This window comes from Mucilaginibacter sp. OK098 (assembly GCF_900142915.1).
Taxonomy (GTDB): Bacteria; Bacteroidota; Bacteroidia; order Sphingobacteriales; family Sphingobacteriaceae; genus Mucilaginibacter.
The window spans coordinates 37,201-52,521 of the sequence record NZ_FRCM01000007.1; the positions used below are offsets into that span (position 1 = coordinate 37,201).

Annotated in this window: 15 protein-coding genes; 4 read left to right on the forward strand and 11 right to left on the reverse strand. The window is 40.1% G+C overall.

The genetic code is table 11. The features are described 5' to 3' along the window. The first annotated feature begins 4 nt into the window (after window positions 1-4). Window positions 5-1,798 carry a RagB/SusD family nutrient uptake outer membrane protein gene (locus tag BUE31_RS22720; protein ID WP_073406487.1) on the forward strand — a complete coding sequence of 598 codons (1,794 nt, stop codon included), beginning with the start codon at window positions 5-7 and terminating at the stop codon, window positions 1,796-1,798. 395 nt (window positions 1,799-2,193) lie between these two features. Here the strand turns inward: BUE31_RS22720 and BUE31_RS22725 are convergent, their stop codons facing one another. The 3 genes from BUE31_RS22725 to BUE31_RS22735 all read right to left on the reverse strand — a co-directional run bounded on the left by BUE31_RS22725 (window position 2,194) and on the right by BUE31_RS22735 (window position 4,784). Beyond that, window positions 2,194-2,814, reverse strand: coding sequence for a hypothetical protein (locus BUE31_RS22725; RefSeq protein ID WP_200801973.1), 621 nt, complete (start codon window positions 2,812-2,814; stop codon window positions 2,194-2,196). A gap of 237 nt (window positions 2,815-3,051) precedes the next feature. Continuing rightward, window positions 3,052-3,729, reverse strand: a complete 678-nt coding sequence (locus tag BUE31_RS22730) for a LytR/AlgR family response regulator transcription factor (RefSeq protein ID WP_073406153.1) — start codon at window positions 3,727-3,729, stop codon at window positions 3,052-3,054. Further along, a complete protein-coding gene (locus BUE31_RS22735; RefSeq protein WP_143167222.1) occupies window positions 3,726-4,784 on the reverse strand; it encodes a sensor histidine kinase in 1,059 nt (352 codons plus the stop codon). The genes BUE31_RS22730 and BUE31_RS22735 overlap by 4 nt, the downstream gene beginning before the upstream one ends. 299 nt (window positions 4,785-5,083) lie before the next feature. Between BUE31_RS22735 and BUE31_RS22740 the strand changes: the two genes are divergently transcribed. Together BUE31_RS22740 and BUE31_RS22745 are read left to right on the forward strand one after the other, a co-directional pair. Then, window positions 5,084-5,560, forward strand: coding sequence for a hypothetical protein (locus tag BUE31_RS22740; RefSeq protein ID WP_143167223.1), 477 nt, complete (start codon window positions 5,084-5,086; stop codon window positions 5,558-5,560). Window positions 5,561-5,617: 57 nt separating this feature from the next. Next, window positions 5,618-6,283: an NAD(P)-dependent oxidoreductase gene (locus tag BUE31_RS22745; RefSeq protein WP_073406156.1), complete on the forward strand. Its 666-nt coding sequence runs from the start codon at window positions 5,618-5,620 to the stop codon at window positions 6,281-6,283. Between the two features lie 101 nt (window positions 6,284-6,384). Here BUE31_RS22745 and BUE31_RS22750 read toward each other — a convergent pair whose 3' ends face one another. From BUE31_RS22750 to BUE31_RS22760, 3 genes are all read right to left on the reverse strand, one after another. Beyond that, the gene (locus BUE31_RS22750; RefSeq protein ID WP_073406157.1) at window positions 6,385-6,681 is read right to left on the reverse strand and encodes a hypothetical protein; all 297 of its coding nucleotides are present in this window, start codon (window positions 6,679-6,681) and stop codon (window positions 6,385-6,387) included. 152 nt (window positions 6,682-6,833) lie between these two features. Beyond that, window positions 6,834-7,550, reverse strand: a complete 717-nt coding sequence (locus BUE31_RS22755) for a pirin family protein (RefSeq protein ID WP_073406158.1) — start codon at window positions 7,548-7,550, stop codon at window positions 6,834-6,836. A 237-nt stretch (window positions 7,551-7,787) separates the two neighbouring features. Then, a complete protein-coding gene (locus tag BUE31_RS22760) occupies window positions 7,788-8,372 on the reverse strand; it encodes a Crp/Fnr family transcriptional regulator (RefSeq protein ID WP_073406159.1) in 585 nt (194 codons plus the stop codon). A 179-nt stretch (window positions 8,373-8,551) separates the two neighbouring features. Here BUE31_RS22760 and BUE31_RS22765 point away from each other — a divergent pair, with 179 nt between their 5' ends. Further along, window positions 8,552-9,418 carry a phosphatidylinositol-specific phospholipase C/glycerophosphodiester phosphodiesterase family protein gene (locus tag BUE31_RS22765; RefSeq protein WP_073406160.1) on the forward strand — a complete coding sequence of 289 codons (867 nt, stop codon included), beginning with the start codon at window positions 8,552-8,554 and terminating at the stop codon, window positions 9,416-9,418. Between the two features lie 4 nt (window positions 9,419-9,422). On the opposite strand, the gene BUE31_RS22770 is transcribed toward BUE31_RS22765, so the two are convergent. The 5 genes from BUE31_RS22770 to BUE31_RS22790 all read right to left on the reverse strand — a co-directional run bounded on the left by BUE31_RS22770 (window position 9,423) and on the right by BUE31_RS22790 (window position 15,204). After that, window positions 9,423-9,644: a YdeI/OmpD-associated family protein gene (locus tag BUE31_RS22770; protein WP_073406161.1), complete on the reverse strand. Its 222-nt coding sequence runs from the start codon at window positions 9,642-9,644 to the stop codon at window positions 9,423-9,425. A 112-nt stretch (window positions 9,645-9,756) separates the two neighbouring features. Next, window positions 9,757-10,530 carry a GLPGLI family protein gene (locus BUE31_RS22775; protein WP_073406162.1) on the reverse strand — a complete coding sequence of 258 codons (774 nt, stop codon included), beginning with the start codon at window positions 10,528-10,530 and terminating at the stop codon, window positions 9,757-9,759. Window positions 10,531-10,535: 5 nt separating this feature from the next. Further along, the gene (locus BUE31_RS22780) at window positions 10,536-13,331 is read right to left on the reverse strand and encodes an outer membrane beta-barrel family protein (RefSeq protein ID WP_073406163.1); all 2,796 of its coding nucleotides are present in this window, start codon (window positions 13,329-13,331) and stop codon (window positions 10,536-10,538) included. A gap of 129 nt (window positions 13,332-13,460) precedes the next feature. Further along, on the reverse strand, window positions 13,461-14,354 hold the full coding sequence (locus tag BUE31_RS22785) for a glycoside hydrolase family 25 protein (RefSeq protein WP_143167224.1): 894 nt from the start codon (window positions 14,352-14,354) through the stop codon (window positions 13,461-13,463). A 199-nt stretch (window positions 14,355-14,553) separates the two neighbouring features. Then, window positions 14,554-15,204 carry a phosphatase PAP2-related protein gene (locus tag BUE31_RS22790; RefSeq protein WP_073406164.1) on the reverse strand — a complete coding sequence of 217 codons (651 nt, stop codon included), beginning with the start codon at window positions 15,202-15,204 and terminating at the stop codon, window positions 14,554-14,556. Between the last annotated feature and the right edge of the window lie 117 nt (window positions 15,205-15,321).

Consider the following 15,321-nt stretch of genomic DNA (forward strand, 5'->3'; position numbering starts at 1 on the left):
CAACATGAAAACATCAAGATATATAATCATACTGATGGCCTTCAGTATGATAACATTAAATTATTCGTGCAAAAAATCGTATTTGGAAACACCCCAGATAGGATCATTAAGCCCTGAATTATTACAAACCAAGGCTGGGGTCGACGGGTTATTGATAGGGGCTTACAGTGCACTACGTGCGGTAAAGGCCGATGGGGCAGCTTTTGGAGGCGCAGACTCGTGGCAGGCATCGCCGGATAACTGGGTTTATGGCGGTGTGGCAGGCGGAGACGCACACAAAGGAAGTAACGCGGGCGATCAGGGCCCCATTGAATCAATTGCAGGTTTTTTTCCAAATGCAAGCAATCCTTTTTTTAATACAAAATGGATAGCTGATTACGAAGGCATTACCCGCTGTAACAATGTAATTATTGCAGCCGGTAAAACGCCGGGGTATTCTGCTGCCGACCTGGCAAATATTATAGGGCAGGCCCGTTTTTTAAGAGGGCATTATTACTTTGATCTGAAAAAGATGTTCAATAATGTGCCTTATATTGATGAAACAACACCAGACCCGGTTCAACCTAATACAACAGACATCTGGTCAAAAATTGAAGCTGATTTTCTATATGCTTACAATAATTTAGCGGCAACACAACCTGACGTTGGCCGTGCCAATAAATGGGCGGCAGGTGCTTACCTGGCAAAAACTTATTTGTATGAGCAAAAATATGCCAATGCAAAAGCAATATTTGATCCAGTTATTACCCAGGGCCAAACAGCGGGTGGCTTAGCTTATGCATTGGTGGCTAAGTTTCATGATAATTTTAATGCACAAACAAAAAACAACTCCGAATCGGTTTTTGCTATCCAGGCTATTGCAAATTCCGATCCGGGAGGCATAACACAGTCAAATGATGGAGACAGGCTTAATTATCCTTACGGAACCAGCAGCCCTTTTAATTGCTGTAGTTTTTATCAGCCAACAGTTGATTTGGTAAACCACTTCCGCACCAACTCAACAACAGGGTTACCATACCTTGATGATTTTAATACCCATGCTATACAAAATGATATGGGGATCCTGTCGGCTGCCGACTTCACTCCTGATGCCGGAACAATTGACCCAAGGCTGGACTGGACTGTAGGCCGGCGCGGCATTCCTTACCTTGATTGGGGCTTACACCCGGGTAACGATTGGATCCGCGACCAGGGCTATGCCGGTCCTTATTCTCCTATAAAACATGTTTATACCCAAGCCGGCCAGAATACCGAAGGCGACCAGCATTCATGGGGACCGGGTACAGCTGTTAATTATAATATTATTCGCTTTGCGGATGTATTATTAATGGCTGCCGAGGCCGAAGCGCAATTGGGTAATTTCTCGAAGGCCCAGGATTATGTTAACATGGTACGTAACCGCGCAGCCAATCCTGACGGCTTTGTGTATAAGTATGCAGATAATAGTAACCCCACTGGTGGATACTCCACCACACCGGCTGCTAATTACCTGGTTAAACCGTACCCCGATGGTAATTTTGCCGGTAATGGTTTAGCTTATTCATTAAAGGCCATATATTATGAACGCCAGGTAGAGCTGGCTATGGAAGGCCATCGCTTTTTTGACATTGTAAGATGGGGAATCGGCGACCAGGCGTTAAATGCTTTTTTTCAATATGAAAGCAAAATTACTACCGATATAACACCAGGGCATTTTACAAAAGGTAAAAGCGAGTATTACCCAATCCCGCAAGTACAAATTGACCTGATGGTGAAAGGCGGAAAAAGCGTACTCAAACAAAACCCGGGGTATAATTAATCATATTCTGAATGCTAAAAATAGTCCTGAAGTTTCTCGCATGGGCTATTTACAGAAAGCCATCTCCGGGTGGCTTTCTGTATTTATTGAGATCGCGTATTTTCCTAAAAAATGAAAAGCTACGATTTTACTGAACGCTTATTTATATTTTCCTTACATCTATAAAAAATGTGAGGTAAATAACTCATTTTGTTATAATTGTGACGTAAGAAATTTATATTTACTGTATTATAAACGTAAGCAACCCGCTTACGCTAGTAATAAGGTTTAGGTAAAACCCCCGAGCAGCAAGTGTAAGGGGGTTTTTATTTTAACAGGAGTGCTGGCTCCCCCATTGTTGGATGTGTTTCCGTAGCTGTTTGGAAGATTATAAAAGGCGCCCTTGTTAAACACTATTAGTTTTGACGTTCCAGGTTAGCGATAAAATTAATCTCCCAGGTCTTGCCCCCGTCATCCGAAAACGCCTGTTCAAAACGGTGCGATGTAGGTGTGATATCAGACCAAACCTGTCGAACCAGGACTGTTCTGCCTTTGAATGGCTCCTGATCAAAAAATTCGCCACGCCCGTTCTTGAATTCACCAATCATGGGCGTACCCATGGTGCCATCATTACTGGCGGCTGCGTTAAGACTCCATTGGTGAGACTGAGGGTTGTATAGAAACAAAAGCAGGTCTTCGATATGACCTGAAGGACCGTCAGCCTCAAGCTCCTCTATTTGTGCGCGTCCATCCCAAACTTTCCGGGCATCCAGCGTACCCTTCATTTCGATCCATGTTGTAGAGCCTGTTAATGGATGCAGGAGGCGTTTTATACTCGACTTCCACTTACCAACATGAAAGTCAAAATCATGCTGGCCATCGCGAAACTCAGGGGATTGTTTAAGATTGGCGGTGGCACTGGCATTGACCAACATAGGTTCCTTCGGCGCAGCCGGCTGGGCTTGAATAAATGGGGTATTTAGCGTGATTAGAATTAATACGCCGATAATTCTCGTGATATCCTTAATTTTTTTCATCTGTTCTGTTGTTTTGTAATTGATAATTCTTTTTCAAATCAAAAATACAGGCAAATTGGCCCTACAAAAAGATCCATTATAATAAAGTTAATAGAGCCAATTTACAAAATGGATTGCACCTCAGCTATTATTAACTTTTATCAGTATCAATAAAAAACTGGGTAAAGTAACCCATGATCAATTGTATAAACAATTAAAGAACGGGATATCTGGAGGTATGCTTTCCTTAAGTCACCTTTATTTCATTTTAGAGATCAGCTCTTTTTTATAAACCTTCCCGATAGGGACAAAGCTTTGGTTGGAAAGGATCAGGTTATCATCCTGGATGCGGTTAACGTACGTTTTATTAACTATGTAAGAGCGGTGTGCCTGTGTAAAGATCAGGGGGTCCAGCCTTTCCAGTATGCCTTTTAGCGTATGGTAAATTATATGTGTTTTATCGTTGGTTATAATCTTAACATAGTCCTTACATCCTTCAATATAAATAATCTCCTGCTGTTTAAGGTTCAGTAAGCCCTCTTTATCTTTAATAATAATTGTGCCCGATACCGCTTCTGCCGGCTTGGTGAGGCAGCCGGTTTTAGCCACGGCCTTTATAAACCTGTCATACGAAAAAGGCTTTAGCAAGTAATCCACCGCGTCCAGCTCAAAGCCTTCAAATGCGTATTGTTTATAGGCTGTTGTAAAAATAGTTTTAGGTGGATTTGGCAGCGCCTTTAAAAAAGTGATCCCGTTTACAAGGGGCATTTCAATATCAAGGAACAGTATATCAGTTTTGTGTTTCCCCAGATATTCAAACGCTTCAACGGCATTCCGGTAACCGGCTGCAAGCACCAGGCCTGGCGTTTCGGCAATATAATGTTCCAACACCTGGTGCGCAAATGGCTCATCATCTAAAATCACGCACTTTATCATAGTTTAATACTTAGTTCAACCATATACCGGCTATTTTCTTCGTTAAAAATAAGCTCATTTTTTCCCGGATAATATAATTCCAGCCGTTTTTTAATATTAACCAGCCCAATCCCCCCAACTTTGTTTTTCATTTGGAAGGGTTGCGCCGGCAGCATATCATTCTGAATGCGGAAGATCAACCTATGATTTTCAATAATAAGCTCGGCTGCTACTGCTGCATCATTTTCAAGTTTATGCCGCCCGTGCTTAAAACTATTTTCAACCAGGGGCAAAAAAAGCAGTGGAGGTATTTTTACTGCGGGCAGCTCATCAGGAACTTTCATTATGATGCTTGCCGCCGGAAATTTCTTTTGCTCAAGCTCAAAATAGCATTTTAAAAAATCAATTTCACTGGTCAGTTCTATCTCGTCGCGGTCGCAATCATATAATATGTACTGCATCATTTGCGAGAGCATCAAAATAAACCTTGAAGTATCCTTTGACCCGGTTAAGCTCATCCCGTACAAGCTGTTTAATGTATTGAATAAAAAATGGGGCTGCAATTGATTCTTCAGCATGTTCAGCTGCAAATGCAGGTGGTCTGTTTCTGCCTTATGCCGCTGCTGTTCGCTCTGATAGGAGAACCGTGAAAATGCGATGCATAGGAAAGCTATCAGATTGGTCATAGTCATATTCCAATCCATAAAAAAACCTGCAGATTGGATCACAAAAAAACGGTGTACAGGTAATCCCCCTGTAAATTGTTTAAAAACCCAGGCGACTGCCACATTATTCCAGGTGCCTATAAATATAAAATAGACGATAGTTAGCAAAATAAGCCAGCCATATTTTTTTAAATAAAGCAACTTAGGCACCCCCCATCTGTAATAGGGGATGAGATATAATGTTGAACAAATGCTATATAAACCTATTTGTGGAAAAGGGAAATTTTGCGGGTAAGCAGGACGAATGCCCGACTGATCCACGTAGTACGAATACTTATACAAACCAACATAAAATACCCAGATCAAGAGTTCAAATACGCCGGGGAAGTTTAATGATGATTTCTTTAGCACGGTTCTAAATTCGCACAAATTATTGAGGATCCCATCAGCTTTTTCGACCAAGGTGCCATTTTACACGACTAAAAAAGGTGCGTTTCTCTAATAACCAATGTTTGTAATGAAGTTATGAGTTTAACCAACCCGACAGTTTTGTTTACTGCTTTACTTCCATTTGGAAGTAAATTTTTTAAAAACTTGTCAAATGATTTGCATTTAACAACCATATGGTATATAATTGTACATTATTACAACCCAATGGTATTAATAAAGAGATTTTATTTAACTTTTACTACATCTTAATTATAAAAAATATGAATGCACAAACGCTTCTTTTAACGCTATTGGTACTGCATCTTACCGGGCTGGTTATTATGGCAGGTACCACATTTGTTGACTTTACCATATTTAAAACCTTTTGGAAGCAATTTGAGCTGGACCAGGAAAAATCACAGGGAATCCTGCAGGCAACCTCAAAATCTTCGAGATGGATAGGCATTGGCGCTGCTTTACTGGTGCTTACGGGCGTAGGGATGATGGCTATAACTCACGGCGCTTTTGGCGAACAAACCTGGTTCAGGATAAAGTTTGCACTGGTTATAATTCTAATTCTGAACGGCATCCTGGTAGGCCGGCGATTAGGGACAAAGCTGAGAAAAACAATTACTGATGGTGATGGAAATATTAGCTTTCAAATAAGCAGCATCCGGACCAACCTGAACCTTTTCTTTTTTTTCCAGTTGCTCCTTTTGCTAACGGTTGTTTTTTTAAGTGTGTTTAAGTTCAATTAACACTTTATTGATCCGGCTGTCGAAAAAAGAATCGAAATATTTTAAATAAAAATCAAAATGGAATTAACCACACCAGTTTATAAACTGTTAATTATAGGAGCAAACGGGGGTATTGGCCGCCAATGTGTTGAATTAGCTTTAAAAGCGGGACATCACGTTACCGCATTATTGCGCAATCCCGCCAAACTGGATCTCCAACATCCAAACCTTGAACTTGTAAAGGGCGATATTACACAACCTGAAACGTTTGAAGATCACCTTGAAAACAAGGATGCGGTAATATCCGCAATAGGTGTAAGCGGAGGATTTGGAGCAGATAAGCCCACGATACTATACTCACAAGGCAACGCTACCCTTTTACAGGCAATGAATAAAAAAGGGATAAAGCGTGCTTTTTTTATTTCCGCATCAGCCATTGAAATAAGCCCGGTATTGCCTTTTTATGTAAGATTTGCAGAAAAGTACATTGTGCAAAAATTATTAAAGCATATGTATGCAGACCTCAGAATAATGGAAGAGCTGATAAAAGAAAGCAATGCCGACTGGACAATTATACGACCGCCGCAACTGTCGGATAAACCCGTTACCGGTAAATACCGTATGGCCATAAATACTTTTCTGAAAAATTGCCTCAAAATTTCACGGGCGGATGTCGCTCATTACATCCTCAACAATATAGACACCAAAGCAACTTATAAGGCGGTTATTGAAATTGGGTATTAAAACTATCACAGACCCAAAGCGAGAAAAACGCCCTGTCTCACTATATACAAAAAGCCACCTGTTAAGTGGCTTTTTGTATTCAAATCAATATATTATAAAACTTAATTAAGCGCCTCGTAAATTTCTGCAGTTAATAACCCGCTCCCCCCGCCATAATGCTGTACAATAATTATATCCGGGTTTAAAGCCCTGAATGCAGCGCATAGCTTGTCTTCACTTTCCTTTTCAATGCCGCCGCCAAGCAATACCAGCTTATAGGCTTGGGTGCTGAAAGCCAGTATAGCCTCATCATCCGTACCTGCACCAGTTGCATTCCATTCCGGGTTATTATTTACTAACCGCACAACGGTTTGTAAGATCTCGGCATGCCTGCCTATTGCTAAAATTTGTATTTTCATATTTTTTTAAAGAGAGGTGAAAGGATAAAGGTAAAAGGCGAAAGGTTTCAGCTGGTTAAAAGATTCCTTCCGCCATTCACATTTCATCTTCCACATTCAAATACCTTTTACCTTTCGCCTTTATCCTTTCACCTCTCTTTAATCCTTTCACCTTACTGCAACATTGGTACTTCCATCAACAAAAACTCTGCATCAGTATCAGCGGTAATGGTAAACTTATCGGTGTCCCAAATACCATAGCCATCGCGGGTGTTTAAAAGCTGGTCGTTTACTTTTACATCGCCGCTTAATACAAATACGTAAACGCCGTTCCCTTTACCTTTTATAGCGTACTCAGTACTGATGCCTTTATCAAATTTGCCCAAATGGAACCATGCATTCTGATGGATCCAAACCCCTTCATCATCCGCATTTGGTGAAAGGATCTGTTGTAACTTATTGTGCCTGTCTTCCAGGTTCAAAGTAATTTGGTCATAACGCGGCTCAACATTCTTTTTATCAGGATATACCCAGATCTGCAAAAACTTTACCCGTTGCTCCCTGTCTTTATTATACTCACTGTGATAAATGCCTGTACCGGCGCTCATAGCCTGGATATCGCCATTTTTTATAACGGCAACATTGTTCATGCTGTCTTTATGTTCAAGATCGCCCTCAAGCGGGATAGAGATGATCTCCATATTATCATGCGGATGTTTCCCAAAACCCATGCCAGCATCAACGGTATCATCGTTCAATACCCTTAACGCGCCAAAGCCCATCCTTTCAGGATTATAATAACTTGAAAAACTAAAACTATGATAACTGTTAAGCCAGCCATGGTTTGCATGTCCACGGGTTCCGGCTTTATGTAATACGGTGTGTGCCATTGTAATTGTTCCTTCTTTATTTTATACAACAAAGGTAAGTCCTTCAAAATCCATGGCACTTGATGTAGGTTAAGAAATGATTGGGTTGATAGTTCATAGTTGATGGTTCATAGCCGGAGATGGGCATGAACGGTTATATGTCAGTAGTCGTTATCTTTTTTTAGACACAGCGCCTTATCAATAGTGAACTTTTTTGCAGCTACTATGAACTATGAACCATCAACTATGAACTCCCAATCAACTCTTTCTCAACAACCCACTCCTCATCCTGCTAAAAAATTCCGGTGTTACGCCTATGTATGATGCTATTTGTTTTTGTGGCAGGTGATCGATAAGCGTGGGATAGCGTTTGCAAAAAATGCTGTACCGTTCTTCGGCAGTGAGGCTCATGTTATCAACTATGCGCTGCTGGTTGGCTACCAGCGAGTTTTCTGTAAGGATGCGGAAAAAGCGCTCGAACTTCGGTACTTCGTGATAGAGCTTTTCCTGGTTTATTTTGGATAGGATGATGGCTTCCGTATCCTCAAGGGCTTCGATGTTAAGGATGCCGGGCTTTTGTGAGATCAGGCTGTACATATCTGCCATCCACCAGCCTGGCGGGGCAAAACTTAACACATGCTCAACGCCGTTTTTATCAACTGTAAATCCACGCAGGCAACCATCTGTTACAAAAATTGAATTTTTACAGATCTCGCCTTCATTAAGGGTAAGCTGTTTCCGTTTGATCTGCTTAGGTTGCAGATGCGAAATAAAGATCTCCCTCTCAGTATCATCAAGGTGAATATATTTTGAAACGTTATTTAGCAGCAAGTCAAATGGCATAGTATGTTTAAAAAGTAAGTTTATGGTATTTAAATGGAATCTTTATTTTACTGAACCAACCCAAACAGAAATTTAATATTAAGCAGCTGCAATTTAACTATATGATAACACAATATTTAACAACCTACAATATTGACAGGGTAAATTTGCAATATAAATTTTAGCAATAATACCCAAAAATGCGTTCAGCAATTTTAAGCGTAAAGTTACTAAAAACAGGATTTTTTGTTTTACTTCTTCTTAGCCCCTTAATTGTCCGCTCCCAGTTAGTTCCCCTACCAAATGCGTTTGCACATAATGATTATTTCCATAAACGCCCACTGTTTGATGCCCTTGAAAATGGATATACCAATATTGAGGCCGACATTTTTTTAGAAGAGGATAATTTAATTGTTGCGCATATTAACCCTTTCTTCAGAAGCGACAAAACCCTAGAAGCGCTTTATTTAAAACCCCTGGCCGAACACATAGCCAAAAACAACGGACAGGTATATAAAGGGTACAATGAGCCGGTTATTTTGATGATAGATATAAAAACCGGGGCCGATAATACCTATGCTAAACTTAAAACATTGCTTAAAAAGTATAGCTCCATATTGTCAAGCTATGATCACGGTGTTGTTTTAAAGGGAGCTGTTACTATTGTGCTATCGGGTCATAAACCTTATAAAATGATAAAAGCCGAAGAAAACCGCCTGGCATTTATTGATGAAGACCTTATAAAAACAAGCCAGGATACCACCTCGACTAACGTTTATAAATTATCAAGCTGCAAATACTCCAAAATTTTGAAATGGGAAGGGCGGGGAGACCTGCCGGATAACGAACGAAGGCGATTATGCACTTATGTGGTTATGGCCCACAGGTTCGGTAAAAAGGTAAGGCTTTGGGCCTCTCCCGAAAACAGTATTGTTTGGGAAGAGCTATTAAAGTGCGGGGTTGATCTGATCACCACTGATAAACTTGTTTCCCTTAAAAACTTTTTACTATCACGTTCTGTAAGTTATGAAAATTCAAGTATCATGATAACCAGCAACGCAAAATAAAAAATCAGGTTTTCAAGGTTTTTTGCTCATTTTGCAGCATAATTAAGGCCTTTTCGGCCCTAACCTTCCGCGTATCTTCCTGTTTTGCCGAGCCTACCCAATCGCAGTAGCCTTGCTTGTATGACCTGGACAGGTTATCAAAAAATGTTTTTGCTTTTGCATCCGTAGCCAATACCGCTTCCAGTTCAGCAGGGGTGCCTTCAATATGTTCGCCTTTTTTGAGCATGGTGTTTTTTAGATTTGAGATAAATATAAAAAGATATCCTGATTATAATTTACACATCCGCTCATACATTAATCCTCGTATCCGCACATTCGCACATCTGCACATCCGATCCTCACAACGTCAACGCCTTCATTTGAGGTTGAGCCCATGGCCCCCAATTTTTCATCAGCTGCTTAAGCGTTGTAACCAGCTCTTTATTGGTAACTACCTTTCCTTTTTTTGGTATTATCATAGCTTTTGGCTCAACAGGCGCATCTGTTACTTTAGTGGCAAACCAGCTTATGTTTTCGTGCGGCAGGGCTAAGCCCAGGATCATGCCGGGTAAGCCCGAAAATGACTCCGGGCCACCGGATACAGGGATCTTATCGGTATAAAAAGCTACTACGTAAACAGAATCCATTACCAGTGCATTTGCTCTGCGGCAAGTATAGCCGGCTATTTCTCGTGTTTCATCGGTAATTTTCCAGGTTATCTTGCGTACGCTATCCTTCACCATAAAAACCTCTTCATACACCTTTTTTTGTGTAACACTGGTTTTGGTATCCAGGTCGGTATAAATAACATTTGGCTGGCCCGACATGGCCAGGTCGCTAAAAATGGTGTTGGCGCTCTCCGACTCAATTGGTGCGTACATTGTTTTATTATCATTAAAAGTTAAAGTGCTTTTAACCTTTGTAAACTGCGATTGTGTTTTTTTGTACGACTCCAGGATAGGCGTAAAAAAGGCCTCGTTATCAGGTGTTATTAATTTCTTTATCAGCGCAAACATGTTTGCACTCTTTTCAAATTCAATAGTGCCGCGGGTTGTAAAGTGTTCATTTTGGGCAAATAGCATGTTGCCACTCAGTAGCAACATGCCTATAATTGTGATGATTTTGGTTTTCATATTTATTATTTTTTTACTGCCGGTCCGCCCATGCTGTTAAAATCCCAGGTTACGGAAAACATAAAATATCTTCTTATTGTTGTGTAGGTGTTTTGGGTGATATAGTTGTTGTTCACGGATCTGTCAAAGCCCTTGTTTTGATCCAACAAATCGTTCCCTGCCAATGTAAACTTTAAATTATCCTCTTTTAAAAATGTTTTGCTTAATGACGCATTTACTAATGTGCGGTGGAAGTCGCTGTTAAAGGTCTGCGTTTTTGCCTTGTACAGGTAATCGGCATCAGATGCGAGCTGAAACTTGCCGGGGAGATATATGGTGAATGATCCGCGCGCACTAAATCCCCGCCCGTTGCTATTAATGTTCGGTTGCAGCGACGATCCGCTAACGGTATAATTAGGTCCGAAAAAAACGTTAAAATCAAATTTCTTTTGGATGTATTCGTAAGCCTGTATACCGCCAGTGTAGGTATTTGATTTAGTAAAGTTAAGCGCGGAGTTTGATAAATTGTAAGAATTATTGCCCGATACATTACCGTTAAGACCGATGTTAAGATCAGTATGCCCTATTTTTCTTCCAACACTGGCATCCAGGTAAAAGCTTGACGGCTGTTTGGTATCCAGGTTTATATACTGGATGGTGCTTTTACCTGCCGAATTGGTTACCTGGTTACTTACAATCGGGTTTGATGTATATGAATAATTACCATATACATAAAAAGACATCCCGCTTAAAACTTTATAGGAGTTGTAATTAAGATTAAAGCTATTTTGAAATGATGGCTTAAGCGCCTGGTTGCCAATAACAATCAGCAAAGGGTCGTTATTTACCGCCACCGGCTGGATCTGATCAATTGTTGGTTGCGTAGGACTGCCGCGATAGCTAAGACCAAAGTACTTTTGCTGTGAAGGCCTGTATTGAAACCTAACCTGCGGGTTCCAGTTCACAAAATTTCTTTTAAACTCATAGTTTGTGGCTTCATCAACCTGGTTAAAGTTAACGGCTGTTACCTTAGTGCCAAAGTTCACCGTGATCTTCTTCTTTTTAAAATTATAAAACGCACCCACCTGGTTTGATAGCTGGTTAAGCTTAAAATTATTACTCAGTGAATCAACCAGCACATTATAATTTCCAGGAGATGACGGGTTAAATGATTTTCGGTCGGATGTACCGTTATCAACCCCAATGCTGTAATTAAAAATCAATGACGATGCTTTTGAAAGTGGTTCGGTATAGGTAATATTACTGGTTATTATATTACTTTTTGTTTTGTTTGTTTTGTACTGATCAATATGCTGCGTGCTGTCTAATTTCCCCTTGTCGTCATAAAAATTTGCATCTGATTTTAAAAAGCCTTTTGAATCCCCCTCGTTATATGATTCGCTTATCAATACAGAAATTGTACGTCCTTTCTTTTTAAACTTTTTAGTGTAAAAAGCGCTGGCATTAAATATCTGGTTGTTACTGTTATTGGTTGTATTGCTGTTGTTATCGTTTAATGCCGATCCATCCCCCCTGGTGCTTTTGGTAACATTACTATTATTGGTTTTACTGTTCTTTAAAGTGCCATCAGTCATTATTTTCAGGTTGGATGTTGTATCAAGCTTTACTTGGTAAGTAGCATCCAGCTTTTGCCTGAAAATATAATTATCATATTTTTGATTCGCATCTGTATTGATGGTGCCTGTTGGTAAATTATTTTGAGATAAGGTATTGTTTGTACCGTTAACCTCTAACGATCCAATCTTATAATTGGCGTTAATTGATTCTTTATCTTTATTAAATTTACTATCGTAATGTACGCCGCCGGTACGGGCAAGCGGGATCCCCTGGCCGCCATACTGACCGCTCCACCCTTCAATAGCATCTTCACCACCACTGCCTGTAAACATAAGCCCGCCGTCATCAGTAACCTCTAAGTTGCTGCCGCCATATTTTTGGCTGTCCTGCCAGCCTAGGCCCGTTTTACCAGTGTTGGCCACTATGGCGTAGGCAGAGAATTTCTCTTTGGCCTTAAATTTATTGTATAAGGCCTGCCCTGAATAATAACCGTCGGTACCAACGCCACCATCCAGCTTACCAAAATAACCATTCTTCTTATCGGCCTTTAGCTGTATGTTGAGCGTTTTGGCTTTTTTACCATCATCAATGCCTGTAAATGCCGCCTGGTCGCTGGCTTTATCATAAAGCTGTACTTTATCAACCATATCAGCCCGCAGGTTTTTAGTTACAAGGGTGGGGTCATCGCCAAAAAACTCCTCGCCGTCAACCAGTACCTTGGTAACGGTTTGGCCCTGGGCTGTAATTTTACCATCCTTATCCACCTGGATCCCCGGAAATTGTTTTAACAGGTCCTCAACCTTGGCATTCGGCTGCACTTTAAATGCTTTGGCGTCAAACTCAGTAGTATCGCCCTTCATTTTCATGGCAGCGCGGCTGCTTTTAACAATAACATCAGCCAATAGCTTTGCTTTAAGTATCATACTTAATCGCCCGAAATCACGCGTACTTTTGGCAGAATCTAACGTAAAGCGTTCAACATAATCGGCATAACCCGGGTAAGTAACCAGTAATATCAGCTTACCCTTTTTTAAGTTAGGGAGTGTAAAAGCACCGGTAGTATTGGCACGTGTAAAACTAACCAGGGTTGAATCTTTGGCATTTAAAACACTTATGGATGTGTTTGACAGCTTTGAACCCGAAGCCGTATCAGCAACCGAACCCTTAACCGAATATAGATTTTGCGCAAATGCCGAAAATGTTAACAGGAAGCAGGAAAGTAAAAGTAAAATTGTGAATTTCATATGTTAGGCTTATTGAAACTAAAGTATTAACTAAATTCTTAGTAATCAAAAACATTAACATTAATTAACAATTCTTATTGTATAGCTAATGCAATTTAATTGCAATTAACTTAATTACAGGTGTTTAATTTATTTAACAAGTAACTTTCTGAATGCCAGGCTATCGCCATTAAACACATTAAAATCAGTTACATGATTAATCCCGCTTACTTTCGCCTTGTCGCTGTGCTGCCAAAAGCTCCATTTTGTAGTACTTTCAATAGCTAGCTGTGGTTGATAGTAGTGTGCTATCCATAAATTATAACCGTCAAAATAACCGTCCAGGTTATCCTGGTAAAATTTTAGTCCTGAATAGATCATCGGTTTAATTTTGGTTTTTGCTTCTACATATTTCAAAAAGGCTTTTAGTTCTTCGCGCATTTTGGCTGGTGCAACCCCATTTAATTCTTCCACATCAACCACCATTGGCAGATCGCCCTTTTCTGTTTTTACGTTTTGCAGAAAGAATATTGCCTGCCATTTACCACTCGTTTTCGGTCTGAAATAATGATAGGCACCACAGATGATCCCGGCTTTGGGACCCTCGCGCCAGTTGCGTTGAAAATACGGATCAACAATAACCACACCTTCTGTAGCCTTTATAAAAGCAAAGCTGATGTGCACCTCGTCTTCGCTCATATTTTTTACCTTATGCCAGTCAATCCTGCCCTGGTAATAGGAAACATCAATGCCATGAATGGTATATTTATCAGGGATGCGGATGTTAAAACTTTTGTAGGTACGGTAATGCGGATCGGTGCCAACATCCCTGATCCAGCGCCAGGTAGATGTAAAGCATTTTATAACATAGCCATAATAAAACGGGGAAAGCAATATCAATAAAAAACCGGCCAAAGCTACTTTCCACTTTACCGGAAAATTGCCGGGCTTTTTCTTTTTAGCTGAAGCTCTCTTTTTTTGGGGAAAGGTTTTACTTACAGGTACTTTTTTTAAAGGGATAGTTTTTTTAACCGGAGTGCTCACGCCTACAAAAGTACAAAAGAGGAAATGAGTTTAATGATTATAAATTGAATGTTGCCGATGCTTTTAACTTAAACTACTTTTATTTTAATTTTCTGTCAGATTAGCTGGCAGTTGCAACGAAGCCCTTAAAATAAACAACTGGCTAACGGGTAACACACCTGGTAATGCAGACATTTCGGGCAAATAGGCTTTTCTTTAACTATTTGAGGATGTTTAAAGTTATTTCCTTATCCAGAAATTTCCTGGTTAAACGGTAACATATATACGTAATTCCCGGGGAAGCTAAAATATCAATAGAATAATGAATATGCTGCACTACTAATAAGCAGGCAACAATGATAGTAGCTATAAAGCCTATTATTTTGTCATTTCTTTTCTCAAGGCATAAAAACATTAAAGTAAGCGTAGCTATATGTCCCGAGAAAAAAAGGTCTTTGGTTATAAGCGCCTGCCCATAAAAAACTCCGGTTAAAGGGTCTGCCAGTGGGATCAACCCAACCGGTGGCGCAAGCGGTACAATGCTAATGGTAATAAAGCGGGTTATGGTTATAGGTATAAGGGCCCAGCAATAAATTATATATATAGAGGGCTTATACAGTGCCCTGTAGAAGGTAAGCAATACCATTCCCCAAATAATGGAAAAAATCAATACAGACACATTATGAGGCGTAATGGCTGCTAAAACGGGGTCGTTTATCAGTGTCCCCTCTCTTTTTTCAATATGACCGAAAAAAAGCGGCATCGTAAACACCACCGACAGCATAATTACGGTGCCTATGATAATTAACCGGCGTTTATAGGCTAATCTCCAGGTTTCTCTCCAAATGTTTCTTATTGACATTGTTGCCATACAGGTGCAGCATAAAACTTTAGCGCCCGCAAAAGTAAGAATAGAAAATTTATTAGGAAACCTTTAAATAATATTAAATTAACATGACTTAAATTATATTATTTAAATGCAATTGTG